Source organism: Arthrobacter sp. TB 26 (assembly GCF_000427315.1).
In the GTDB taxonomy this organism is placed as follows: domain Bacteria; phylum Actinomycetota; class Actinomycetes; order Actinomycetales; family Micrococcaceae; genus Arthrobacter.
Genome location: NZ_AUPJ01000555.1, coordinates 7272 through 19701 on the forward strand (window position 1 = coordinate 7272; position 12430 = coordinate 19701).

The 12430-nt window shown below is 68.2% G+C and carries 10 protein-coding genes and 1 pseudogene (1 of these 11 running past the window's edge); all 11 read left to right on the top strand.

All coding sequences use genetic code 11. The annotated features are described in order from the left end of the window. Nucleotides 1-685 (top strand): annotated as a pseudogene (locus K789_RS0121755) (aspartate carbamoyltransferase catalytic subunit) (it extends 353 nt beyond the left edge of the window). Beyond that, nucleotides 685-2061, top strand: a complete 1377-nt coding sequence (locus K789_RS0121760) for a dihydroorotase (protein WP_024368585.1) — start codon at nt 685-687, stop codon at nt 2059-2061. Before K789_RS0121755 ends, K789_RS0121760 begins: the two are co-directional and overlap by 1 nt. Beyond that, nucleotides 2061-2579 carry a hypothetical protein gene (locus K789_RS0121765; RefSeq protein ID WP_024368586.1) on the top strand — a complete coding sequence of 173 codons (519 nt, stop codon included), beginning with the start codon at nt 2061-2063 and terminating at the stop codon, nt 2577-2579. Before K789_RS0121760 ends, K789_RS0121765 begins: the two co-directional genes overlap by 1 nt. Continuing rightward, entirely contained in the window at nt 2560-3849 is a 1290-nt protein-coding gene (gene carA / locus K789_RS0121770) for a glutamine-hydrolyzing carbamoyl-phosphate synthase small subunit (RefSeq protein WP_029705702.1), read from the top strand. The genes K789_RS0121765 and carA overlap by 20 nt, the downstream gene beginning before the upstream one ends. Continuing rightward, entirely contained in the window at nt 3849-7175 is a 3327-nt protein-coding gene (carB, locus tag K789_RS0121775) for a carbamoyl-phosphate synthase large subunit (RefSeq protein WP_024368588.1), read from the top strand. Before carA ends, carB begins: the two co-directional genes overlap by 1 nt. Continuing rightward, nucleotides 7168-8046, top strand: a complete 879-nt coding sequence (gene pyrF, locus K789_RS0121780) for an orotidine-5'-phosphate decarboxylase (protein ID WP_024368589.1) — start codon at nt 7168-7170, stop codon at nt 8044-8046. The genes carB and pyrF overlap by 8 nt, the downstream gene beginning before the upstream one ends. A 454-nt stretch (nt 8047-8500) precedes the next feature. Beyond that, a complete protein-coding gene (mihF, locus tag K789_RS0121785; protein WP_024368590.1) occupies nt 8501-8836 on the top strand; it encodes an integration host factor, actinobacterial type in 336 nt (111 codons plus the stop codon). Nucleotides 8837-8860: 24 nt separating this feature from the next. Next, the gene (gene gmk / locus K789_RS0121790; protein ID WP_024368591.1) at nt 8861-9433 is read left to right on the top strand and encodes a guanylate kinase; all 573 of its coding nucleotides are present in this window, start codon (nt 8861-8863) and stop codon (nt 9431-9433) included. 39 nt (nt 9434-9472) lie between these two features. Further along, nucleotides 9473-9733, top strand: a complete 261-nt coding sequence (gene rpoZ / locus K789_RS0121795; protein ID WP_011692102.1) for a DNA-directed RNA polymerase subunit omega — start codon at nt 9473-9475, stop codon at nt 9731-9733. Between the two features lie 19 nt (nt 9734-9752). Then, nucleotides 9753-11033 (top strand): bifunctional phosphopantothenoylcysteine decarboxylase/phosphopantothenate--cysteine ligase CoaBC, encoded by a 1281-nt coding sequence (gene coaBC, locus K789_RS0121800; RefSeq protein ID WP_024368592.1) that lies wholly within the window; start codon nt 9753-9755, stop codon nt 11031-11033. A 78-nt stretch (nt 11034-11111) separates the two neighbouring features. After that, on the top strand, nt 11112-12347 hold the full coding sequence (metK, locus tag K789_RS0121805) for a methionine adenosyltransferase (RefSeq protein ID WP_024368593.1): 1236 nt from the start codon (nt 11112-11114) through the stop codon (nt 12345-12347). The last annotated feature ends 83 nt before the right edge of the window (nt 12348-12430 follow it).

Sequence of the window (12430 nt, forward strand, 5' to 3'; positions counted from 1 at the left end):
CGACGCCGCCGTCATCAACGCCGGCGACGGCACCCACGAACACCCCACCCAGGCGCTGCTGGACGCCTTCACCATGCGCCGGCACTGGTCAAAGCTGGCCGGCACCCCGTCCGCCGGTGCGGACCTCCAAGGCATGCGGGTCGCCATCGCCGGCGACGTCCTGCACTCCCGGGTGGCGCGCTCCAACGTCTGGCTGCTGCGCACCCTCGGCGCCGAGGTCACCCTGGTCGCCCCGCCGACGCTGCTGCCGATCGGCGTCGAAAAGTGGCCGTGCAGCGTCAGCTACGACCTCGACGAGACGCTTGCCCGCGGCGTCGACGCGATGATGATGCTGCGCGTCCAGGGCGAACGGATGAACGCCTCCTTCTTCCCGACCACCCGCGAATACTCGCGCCGCTGGGGCTTCGACGACAACCGGCTCCGCGCCCTGGACAGCCTGGGCTTGAAGGACACGATCATCATGCACCCCGGTCCGATGAACCGCGGCCTGGAGATCTCGTCCGCCGCGGCCGACTCGCCCCGGTCCACGGTGCTGGCGCAGGTCCGCAACGGGGTGTCCATCCGGATGGCAGCCCTCTACCTGCTGCTCTCCGGGGACACCCGCGAACCGGCGGCCCACACCAGCAATGCCCCTTTCCCCCCGGCGGAGAACACCTCCGCCCACGCCACGAAGGAGAGCCACTGATGGCATCACAGCAGCAGGACGCAGCCACCGGGGCCTACCTGATCCGGGGCGCAGCCATCCTCGGCGGGGCCCCCGAAGACCTCCTGATCCGCGACGGGATCATCGCCGAACGCGGCCAGAACCTTCCAGCCGACGGCGCGACCGTCATTGAGGCCGCCGGACTCGTGGCGCTGCCCGGCATGGTGGATATTCACACGCACCTGCGCGAACCCGGCCGCGAAGACGCCGAAACGGTCGAAACCGGCACCCGCGCCGCGGCCCTGGGCGGCTACACGGCCGTGCATGCGATGGCCAACAGCACGCCGGTGGCGGACACCGCCGGCGTCGTCGAACAGGTCCTCACCCTCGGCCGCACCGCCGGCTGGGTGGACGTCCGCCCGGTGGGCGCCGTCACCGTTGGCCTCGCGGGGGAGCAGCTCGCCGAACTCGGCGCGATGGCAGACTCCCGCGCGCACGTCCGGGTCTTCTCCGATGACGGCATCTGCGTGCACGACCCCGTGCTGATGCGCCGGGCGCTGGAATACGTCAAGGCGTTCGACGGCGTCGTGGCCCAGCACGCGCAGGAGCCCCGGCTCACCGCCGGCGCGCAGATGAACGAAGGCGAGGTCTCCGCTGTCCTCGGCCTCACCGGCTGGCCCGCCGTCGCCGAGGAAAGCATCATTGCCCGCGACGTGCTCCTGGCCCAGCACGTCGGCTCCCGGCTGCACGTCTGCCATGTCTCCACCGCAGGGTCGGTGGAGATCATCCGCTGGGCCAAGTCCCGCGGCGTCAACGTCACGGCCGAGGTCACCCCACACCACCTCTGGCTCACGGACGAGCTCGCCCGCAGCTACGACCCGGTCTACAAGGTCAACCCGCCGCTGCGCACCGACGCCGATGTCCAGGCCCTGCGCGCCGCGCTGGCCGACGGCACGATCGACGTCGTGGGCACCGACCACGCGCCGCACCCCAGCGAGCACAAGGAATGTGAGTGGGCGCAGGCCGCCATGGGCATGACCGGGCTGGAAACCGCGCTGTCCGTGGTGCAGCACACCATGATCGAAACCGGGCTGATGGGCTGGGCCGACTTTGCCCGGGTCACCTCCACCGCCCCGGCCGCGATCGGCCGGCTCGAGGACCAGGGCCGGCCGCTCAACGCTGGCGAACCCGCCAACGTCACACTCGTGGACCCGGCTGCGCGCTGGACCGTGGACCCTTCTAAGATGGCAACCATGGGCCGTAACTCTCCGTTTGCCGGCCGGGAACTTCCCGGCAAGGTGGTGGCGACGTTCTTCAAGGGCCACCCCACCGTCCTCGACGGCAAGCTCAACACTCCGTACCGCTGGCTCCCGGAGCAGACAGACCTGCCCGGGACCGCAGTGGCGGGCCGCAACTGATGGTCAAGGAACTTTCGCTGCTCTTCACGCTGGTCCTGATCGGCGTCGCTCTTGCCCTGATCTGGTTCGGCTGGCGGAACCGCCTGCGCCGCCAGGCCGACGTCGACCCGCTGCCGGTGATCCCGGCGGAACTGGGCGCGGCGCTGGCCGTTGCGGACGGCCAGTACGTCGCCACCACCACCGCCGGTGACTGGCTGGACCGCATCGCCGTCCATAACCTGGGCATCCGCACCAACGCCGAACTCAGTGTCCACCCGGACGGTGTGCTGTTCGACCGCTCCGGCGCCGGCCCGGTTTTCATCCCGGCCGCCAGCCTCACCGGGGTGCGGCAGGAAAGCGGCATGGCCGGTAAGTTCGTCGAAAAGGACGGGCTGCTGGTGCTCAGCTGGATGCTGGGCACCCGCGAACTGGATTCCGGTTTCCGGACCCGGCACGCCGCCGACAAGACCATCCTCCTCAACGCCCTGCAAGATTTGATCCCCGCGGCCCCCCAGGCCGATGCCGATAGTGGAAAGTAACGACGTGACGGAATCCAACGAAGTGATTGAAGAAGCAGTGACATCAAACGACACTGCACCCGCTGCAGCAGCATCCACCCCCGCCGTCCTCGTCCTCGAGGACGGCCGGATCTTCCGCGGCAGCAGCTACGGCGCCACCGGAACCGCCCTCGGCGAGGCCGTCTTCGCAACCGGGATGACCGGCTACCAGGAAACCATCACGGACCCCTCCTACGCCCGTCAGCTGGTGGTCCAGACCGCCCCGCACATCGGCAACACCGGTGTGAACAAGGACGACGCCGAGTCCCGGCGGATCTGGGTGGCCGGCTACATCGTCCGCGACGCGGCCCGCCGCCCCTCCAACTGGCGATCCGAACGCAGCCTCGATGATGAGCTTGTCGAGCAGGGGATTGTCGGCATCCAGGGCGTGGACACCCGCGCCATCACCCGCCACCTCCGCGAGCACAAGACCATGCGCGCCGGGATCTTCTCCGGCGACGCCGTCCGCGCCACGGACAAGGAACTCGTGGACACCGTCCTGGCGAGTGCCCCGATGGAAGGCTCCCGCTTGGCCGAGGAAGTCAGCGTGGACGAGGCCTACACCGTGGAGCCCAAGGACTGGGGCTGGGACGGCGAACCGCGCTTCAGCATCGCCGCGATCGACCTTGGCATCAAGCGGATGACCCCCATCCGCTTCGCCGAGCGCGGCGTGCGGGTGCACGTGCTGCCGGCCACCGCCACCCTGGCCGACGTCCAGGCGCTCCACCCCGACGGCTTCTTTATGTCCAACGGCCCGGGCGATCCCGCCACCGCCGACAACCAGGTCAAACTGCTCCGCTCGGTCCTGGACGAGAAGATTCCGTACTTCGGCATCTGCTTCGGCAACCAGATCCTGGGCCGCGCCCTGGGCTTTGGCACCTACAAGCTGCGCTACGGCCACCGCGGCATCAACCAGCCCGTGATGGACCGCCGCACCGGCAAGGTCGAGATCACCTCGCAGAACCATGGCTTCGCGGTCGACGCCCCGCTGGACGGCGCCACCCAGGCTCCCGAGGAGCGCTTCGGCCGAGTCGAAGTCAGCCATGTGAGCCTCAACGACGACGTCGTGGAGGGCCTGTCGTGCCTGGACATCCCCGCCTTCTCGGTGCAGTACCACCCCGAGGCCGCTTCCGGTCCGCACGACGCCGCCTACCTCTTCGACCGCTTCATCCAGCTGATGGCGGACACTTCGTCAAAAACAACGACCGACACCAAGACTGCCACCGAATCCAAGACTGAGGACAAGAAGTAATGCCCAAGAGAACTGACCTTAAGAGCGTCCTGGTCATCGGTTCCGGCCCGATCGTGATCGGCCAGGCGGCCGAATTCGACTACTCCGGCACCCAGGCACTGCGCGTCCTCAAGGAGGAAGGCCTCCGCGTCATCCTCGTCAACTCCAACCCGGCCACCATCATGACCGACCCCGAGTTCGCCGACGCCACCTACATCGAGCCGATCACCCCCGAGGTGGTCGAGAAGATCATCGCCAAGGAACGCCCGGACGCGATCCTGCCCACCCTGGGCGGCCAGACCGCGCTGAACACCGCCATCGCGCTGGACAAGAACGGCGTGCTGGAGAAGTACAACGTGGAGCTGATCGGCGCCAACATCGCCGCGATCGAGCTTGGCGAGGACCGCGAAAAGTTCAAGGGCGTCGTGGAACGCTGCGGCGCCGAGTCGGCCCGCAGCCATATCATCCACACCATCGATGAGGCCCTCACCGCCGCCGAGGACCTCGGCTACCCGATGGTGGTCCGGCCCTCCTTCACCATGGGTGGCCTCGGCTCCGGCCTCGCCTACGACGAGAACGACCTCCGCCGGATCGTCGGCCAGGGGCTGCAGTACAGCCCCACGTCCGAAGTGCTGCTCGAAGAGAGCATCCTGGGCTGGAAGGAATACGAGCTCGAGATGATGCGCGACAAGAACGACAACGTCGTGGTCGTCTGCTCCATCGAGAACTTCGACCCGGTGGGCGTGCACACCGGCGATTCGATCACCGTGGCCCCGGCCCTGACCCTGACGGACCGCGAATACCAGCGCCTGCGCGACATCTCCATCGCCGTCATCCGCGAAGTCGGCGTCGACACCGGCGGCTGCAACATCCAGTTCGCCGTCGAGCCGGACACGGGCCGCGTCGTCGTGATCGAAATGAACCCGCGCGTCTCCCGCTCCTCGGCGCTGGCGTCCAAGGCCACCGGCTTCGCGATCGCCAAGATCGCCACCAAGCTCTCGCTGGGCTACACCCTCGACGAGATCCCGAACGACATTACGCAGAAGACGCCGGCGTCCTTCGAGCCGACCCTGGACTACGTCGTGGTGAAGGTCCCGCGCTTCGCCTTCGAGAAGTTCCCGGCCGCGGACCCCACGCTGACCACCACCATGAAGTCGGTGGGGGAGGCCATGGCCATGGGCCGCAACTTCACCGAGGCACTGCAGAAGGCGCTGCGGTCCCTCGAACAGAAGGGCTCCCAGCTCGACTTCAGCCACGTCCCGGAATGGGAAGTCCCGGAGCTGATCGAGAAGTCCAAGCGGCCCACCACCGACCGCCTGCACCAGGTCCAGCGCGCCCTCCTCGGCGGCGCCAGCGTGGAGCAGCTCTTCGAAGCAACCAAGATCGACCCCTGGTACCTGGACCAGCTCCAGCTGCTGAACGAGATCTCGGTCGAAATCCGCAAAGCCGCCGCCCTCACCCCGGACATGCTGAAGCGGGCCAAGCGCCACGGTTTCTCCGACGAGCAGATCGGTGCCCTGACGCACAACTCCGAGGACGTCGTCCGCGGCGTCCGGCAGGCCCTCGGCATCCGCCCGGTCTACAAGACCGTGGACACCTGCGCCGCGGAGTTCGCCGCGTACACCCCGTACCACTACTCCTCCTACGACGAGGAGGACGAGGTGGCGCTGCACGCCAAGCCGTCCATCATCATCCTCGGCTCCGGCCCCAACCGGATCGGCCAGGGCATCGAGTTCGACTACTCCTGCGTCCACGCCTCCATGGCGCTCCGCAAGGCCGGCTACGAGACCGTGATGGTCAACTGCAACCCCGAGACCGTCTCCACTGACTACGACGTCTCCACCCGGCTGTACTTCGAGCCGCTCACGCTGGAGGACGTGCTCGAGGTCATCGCGGCCGAGGAGCGCACCGGCGGCGTGATGGGCGTCTTCGTCCAGCTCGGCGGCCAGACCCCGCTCAAGCTCGCCCAGCAGCTCGCCGACGCCGGCGTGCCGATCCTCGGCACCTCCCCGGAAGCGATCGACCTCGCCGAGCACCGCGGCGCGTTCTCCCGGGTGCTCGACAAGGCCGGGCTCATCTCGCCGAAGAACGGCACCGCCGTGTCCTTCGACGACGCCAAGAAGATCGCCGACGAGATCGGCTACCCGGTCCTGGTCCGCCCGTCCTACGTCCTCGGCGGCCGCGGCATGGAGATCGTCTACGACGAGCCCAACCTCTCCCGCTACATTGCCAACGCCACGGAGATCACCCCGGACCACCCGGTGCTGATCGACCGCTTCCTCGAGGACGCCGTCGAAATCGACGTCGACGCCCTCTACGACGGCACCGAGATGTACCTCGGCGGCATCATGGAGCACATCGAGGAGGCCGGCATCCACTCCGGCGACTCGGCCTGCGTGCTGCCGCCCATCACGCTGGGCAACAACGTGCTGGAGCGGGTCCGGACCGCCACCCTGGCGATCGCCGAGGGCGTGGGTGTCCGCGGCCTGATCAACATCCAGTTCGCCCTCGCCTCCGACGTGCTCTACGTCCTGGAAGCCAACCCGCGGGCCTCCCGCACCGTCCCGTTCGTCTCCAAGGCGACCGGCGTCCAGATGGCGAAGGCGGCGGCCCTGATCGGCACCGGCGTCACCATCAACCAGCTCCGCACCGCCTACAAGATGCTGCCGGAAACCGGCGACGGCTCCACGCTGCCGCTGGACGCGCCGGTCTCGGTCAAGGAAGCCGTGCTGCCGTTCAGCCGCTTCCGCACCCCCGAGGGCAAGGTGGTGGATTCGCTGCTCGGGCCGGAAATGCGCTCCACCGGCGAGGTCATGGGCATCGACAAGCACTTCGACACCGCCTTCGCGAAGAGCCAGGCCGCCGCCAACAACGCGCTGCCCACCGAAGGCAAGATCTTCGTCTCGGTGGCCAACCGGGACAAGCGCTCGGTCATCATGGGCGTCAAGCGGCTCTCCGACCTCGGCTTCGAGATCGTCTCCACCGGCGGCACCGCGGATGTGCTGCGCCGCAACGGCATCCAGGCCACCCCGGTCCGGAAGGTCGCCGAGGGCTCCAGCGCCGAAGGCGAAGGCACCATCGCCGACCTCATCATCGCCGGTGAGATCGACATGGTCTTCAACACCCCCTCGGGCGGAGAAGCCCGCAGCGACGGCTACGAACTGCGTGCCGCAGCGACGTCGATCGGCATCCCGTGCATCACGACGGTGGCCGAGTTCAACGCCGCCGTCCAGGCCATCGAGGCGCTGCGCACCTACGAGTGGTCGGTCACGAGCCTGCAGGAGCACGCCGCTGCGCTTTTTGCCTCGCAGGGGCGCGTCGCGCAGGAAGCGGACGCCCGTGCCTGAGCCTGAGGCGGCAACGGCCGGCCGGGAGTCTTTCGGCTCCCGGCTGGGCCGGGCCATGGCGGACCGCGGTCCGCTGTGCGTGGGGATCGATCCGCACCCGGCGCTGCTGTCGGCCTGGGGGCTGAACGACGACGTCGCCGGGCTGGAGCGCTTCTCGCTCACCGTCCTGGCGGCGGTGGGCGGCCTCGCCGCCGCGGTCAAACCCCAGGTGGCGCTGTATGAGCGCCACGGTTCCGCCGGGATGGCCGTGCTGGAGCGCACCCTCGCCGCCGCGGCGGAGGCCTCCGTGCTGACCATTGCCGACGCCAAACGCGGCGACATCGGCTCCACCATGGCCGCCTACGCCGACGCCTGGCTGCGGGACGGTTCCGCCCTGGCCGCGGACTCAGTCACGCTGAGCCCCTACCTGGGCTTCGAATCGCTCCGGCCGGCCCTGGACCTCGCAGCGCAGACCGGCCGCGGCGTCTTCGTCCTGGCCCTGACCTCCAACCCGGAGGGCGCCTCCGTGCAGCACGTCGGCGGCAAGGACTCCGTAGCCCGCCGGATCGTCCAGGCGGCTGCAGCGGAGAACCGCCGGTACGGCGTTGGTCAAGAAGGTGGGGAGCTGGGTTCCGTCGGCCTCGTCGTCGGCGCGACCGTCGGCTCGGCGCTCAGGGACCTGGACCTGGACCTCGCCGCGGTGCGCGGCCCGATCCTGGCCCCGGGTCTCGGTGCGCAGGGCGCCACGGCGTCCGATTTGCGCCGCACTTTCGGCAGCGCCTACGGCCAGGTCCTGGGCACGTCCAGCCGGGACATCCTCGGCGCCGGTCCGCGGATCCAGGATCTGCAGGACGCCGCCAACCGCACCCTCGAGGAGCTCCGCGCGGCCTAGTCGCCAGCCGACCTTTGGGCAAGCTTGATCACCCTTCGTCGCGTCTTGCGGGTGCCCGTTTGACGCGAGTGGCCGCTAAGTGCGCTGTCTTTCCGGCCCTTTGTGGTGAACGGGCGGAGCTGGGGCAGGCGTTCCGGCCATTTGTGGTGGATGGCCGGGGCCGGCCCGCCCGTTGTCACGCGTTGCGGGTGCCCGTTTGACGCAAGTGGCCGCTAAGGGCTCCGTCTTTCCGGCCATTCGTGGCGAATGGACGCAACCGCCGTGCAGCGTGGCCAACGTCGGGGGTGCTGCGCCCGGCTCGTGCTGCGGCCAGGCTGTGCCGCGGCTGCTCCATTGATTTCTGCCTCTCCCAGACGGTAGGTTCAGGAGAAGTCCGCGGTACCAGCCGGGGTGCTGTACGGCCCGTCCGGCCAGGTGTTTGTAGTGCCCGTCCGACAATGCAGGGAGGCATTCAGTGAGTTTGCGACCCCTCACACCGCAGGAACGTGCCGACGCCTTGGGCAAGGCCGCCGCCGCCAGGACCACCCGGGCCACCGCCAAGGACCGGCTGAAATCAGGGACGCTGACCATCGCGGAACTGCTCAGCGCCGGGGAGACCGATGACGCCATCGCCCGGATGAGGATCGTCGAACTTCTGGAGGCCCTGCCCGGCATTGGGCGGGTGCGTGCCGCTGCGATCATGGAACAACTGGGCATCGCGGCATCGCGCCGGGTCCGCGGCCTGGGAATTCACCAGCGCCGGGCGCTGGTAGATTTTATAGACGACAAGCAGCCCGGCCCGCCGCGCTGACTCCCAACCCGCCCGAAGGAATATGTGAGCAAGAAACCGGGACTGACAGTCCTCGCCGGCCCGACGGCTGTTGGCAAAGGCACCGTGTCCACCTACATCCGGGACAACTATCCCGGCGTCTGGCTTTCCGTCTCGGCGACCACACGGCCGGCGCGGCCCGGTGAAGTCGACGGTGTCCACTACTTTTTCAAGTCAGCCGAGGAATTCGATTCCCTCGTCGAGAACGGCGAACTCCTGGAGTGGGCCGTGGTCCACGGGCGCAACCGCTACGGCACGCTGCGCAGCACGGTCGACGCCGCGATCGCCGACGGCCGTTCGGTGCTCCTGGAGATCGACCTGCAGGGTGCGCGGCAGGTCAAGCAGGCCGTCCCGGAAGCCCAGTTTGTCTTCCTGGCCCCGCCAAGCTGGGACGAAATGGTCCGCCGCCTGGTGGGCCGCGGCACGGAAACAGCGGAAGAACAGCAGCAGAGGCTGGAAACCGCTAAACTAGAACTGGCCGCTGAACCGGAGTTTGACCACACCGTCATCAATGATGACGTCCGACGGGCAGCGGACGAGCTTGTTTCACTCATGGGGCTGACCCCGAACCCACGCTAGGCGCCGGGACGTATCGGCCCGTTAGAATTTGGAGAATTCGTGTCCACGAACCTTGAAGGCATCATCAACCCGCCGATCGACGAGCTGCTGAAGGCCGCCGACTCGAAGTACGGACTGGTGATTTTCGGCGCCAAGCGCGCACGCCAGATCAACGCCTACTACGCCCAGCTGCACGAGGGCCTCTTCGAGTACGTTGGCCCGCTGGTCGACACCAAGCTGAACGAGAAGTCGCTCTCCATCGCCCTGCGCGAGATCAACGAAGGCAAGCTCGTTTCCACGCCGATCGAACCCGCAGAGTAATTACGCAGGCGGAGCTCACGTGCGCATAGTCCTCGGAGTCGGGGGAGGGATAGCCGCCTACAAGGTGGCGTCGCTCCTCCGGCTTTTTACTGAAGCCAGCCATGACGTCACCGTCATCCCCACGGAGGCCGCGACCCGCTTCGTTGGCGTTGCCACGTGGGAAGCGCTGTCCGGTCACCCGGTCAGCAACAGCGTCTTCGACGAGGTGCACACGGTCAACCACGTCCGCCTCGGACACGAAGCCGAGCTGATCGTGGTGGCCCCCGCCACCGCCGACCTGCTGGCACGCGCCGCCACCGGCCAGGCCAACGACCTCCTGAGCAACACCCTGCTCATGGCCGGCGGCTGCCCGGTGCTGATGGCCCCCGCCATGCACACCGAGATGTGGCAGCATCCGGCGACCCAGGCCAACGTCGAGACACTCCGCAGCCGGGGCGTCACCGTGCTGGAGCCCGCCTCCGGCAGGCTGACCGGATCTGACTCCGGGCCTGGCCGGCTCCCCGAACCCGAAGCCATCTTCGAAGCAGCACTGGCCCTCGCCGGTGCGCCGGAGATGCCCGCGACTGCCCCGCTGCCGGCGTCGGATTCCGCACTTTCCCCGCCGCTGCGGCCGCTGGCCGGGCTCACCGTCACCATCAGCGCCGGCGGCACCCGCGAACCCCTGGACCCCGTCCGGTTCCTTGGCAACCGGTCCTCCGGCAAACAGGGAGTGGCACTGGCCGCCGCCGCCCGGGACGCCGGGGCGAAGGTACGACTGCTGGCCGCCCATATGGACGTCCCGCCGCCCGCCGGCGTCGACGTGGTAAAGGTCGAGACGGCCCTGGAACTCCGCAAGGCGGCCCTGCACGCTGCCGCCGACTCCGACGTCATCATCATGGCCGCCGCCGTCGCGGACTTCCGCCCGGCGGATGTGTCCGGGACGAAGATCAAGAAGCGCGACGACGTCGCCGATCCCGTTATCTCGCTGGTCCGGAACCCGGACATTCTGCGCGAACTCGTGGAGGTCCGGGACGCGGCCTCGCGCCACCAACTGATCGTCGGATTCGCGGCGGAGACCGGCGACGCAGACGGCGACGTCCTGGACTACGCCGCGGCCAAGCTGCGGCGCAAAGCGTGCGACCTGCTGGTGGTCAACCACGTGGGGCAGGACAAGGTTTTCGGCGAAGACACCAACTCCGTAGTCATCCTTTCCCGCTCCGGCTCCGAACACCAAGAGGCGTCGGGTTCAAAATCCGACGTCGCGGCTGCCGTGATTGACCGCATCAGCGCCGAGCTAAGCCGGGTTGTCCCGCCGGCCTGAGCCCGGCGTAAGCAACGTCTCCTTAGCACAGGGACACACGCCGCCGGACGTCCGTTTTCCAACCAGTAAGGTAGTTGAGTGACTTTACCGCTGCACATCCCTGACTTCCACGGGTCCACGCCCGCCTCGCTCCGGCTCTTCACGTCCGAGTCGGTGACCGAAGGACACCCCGACAAGATCTGCGACCAGATCAGCGATGCGATCCTCGACGCCCTGCTGGCCAAGGATCCCGAGTCCCGGGTTGCCGTGGAGACGCTGGCCACCACCGGCCTCGTCCACGTCGCCGGTGAAGTCACCACAGACGCCTACGTCGAAATCCCGCAGATCGTCCGGGAAACCATTCTGGGCATCGGCTACGACTCCTCGGCCAACGGTTTCGACGGCGCCCGCTGTGGTGTGTCCGTCTCGATCGGCCAGCAGTCCAATGACATCGCCGGGGGCGTCTTCAACTCACTCGAAGCGCGTGAAGGCCGCCAGGAGGACGACTACGACCTCCAGGGCGCCGGCGACCAGGGCCTGATGTTCGGCTACGCCAGCGATGAGACCCCCTCCTACATGCCGGTCCCGATCTGGCTCGCGCACCGCCTCTCCGAGCGGCTCACCGAGGTCCGCAAGAGCGGTGAGCTCGCCTACCTGCGCCCCGACGGCAAGACCCAGGTCACGGTCGGCTACGACGGCGACCGGCCCGTCTCGGTCGAGACCATCGTCATCTCCAGCCAGCACGCCGAGGGCGCCAGCCTGGACCAGCTCCGTGCCGACCTCGCCGCGCACGTCGTCGACCCGGTCATGGCGCTGTCCAACCTCGACATCTCCCGGGCCAGGAACATCCTGAACCCCGCCGGTGCCTTCGTCATCGGCGGTCCCGTCGGCGACGCCGGCCTCACCGGCCGCAAGATCATCGTGGACACCTACGGTGGGATGGCACGCCACGGCGGCGGTGCCTTCTCCGGCAAGGACCCGTCCAAGGTGGACCGCTCCGCGGCCTATGCAATGCGCTGGGTCGCCAAGAACGTGGTGGCAGCCGGTCTTGCGAAGCGCGCCGAAATCCAGATCGCCTACGCGATCGGCCAGGCCCGTCCGGTAGGAACCTATGTGGAGACCTTCGGCACCGAGACCGTGGATCCGGCCAGGATCAGCGCCGCGATCGCCGAGATCTTCGACCTGCGCCCCCGGGCGATCATCGACGCCCTCGACCTCAAACGGCCGATCTACGCGAAGACCGCCGCGCACGGCCACTTCGGCCGCGAGGACCCCGACTTCACGTGGGAGCGGCTGGACCGGGTCGACGAATTGAAGGCATTCTTCAACGCCTGACATCCGCCGGCACTGTGTTGAAGAGTCGCAGTGCTGAAAGATTGTCACTGCCCTGTGATGTGCTGTAGCCAGGCCGCCGGTAC

Bases quoted from the DNA above. Each gene is read 5' to 3' on its own strand.
- K789_RS0121765 (WP_024368586.1), top strand. From the start codon at position 2,061: ATGGTCAAGGAACTTTCGCTGCTCTTCACGCTGGTCCTGATCGGCGTC.
- carB (WP_024368588.1), top strand. From the start codon at position 3,849: ATGCCCAAGAGAACTGACCTTAAGAGCGTCCTGGTCATCGGTTCCGGC.
- K789_RS0121760 (WP_024368585.1), top strand. From the start codon at position 685: ATGGCATCACAGCAGCAGGACGCAGCCACCGGGGCCTACCTGATCCGG.
- carA (WP_029705702.1), top strand. From the start codon at position 2,560: ATGCCGATAGTGGAAAGTAACGACGTGACGGAATCCAACGAAGTGATT.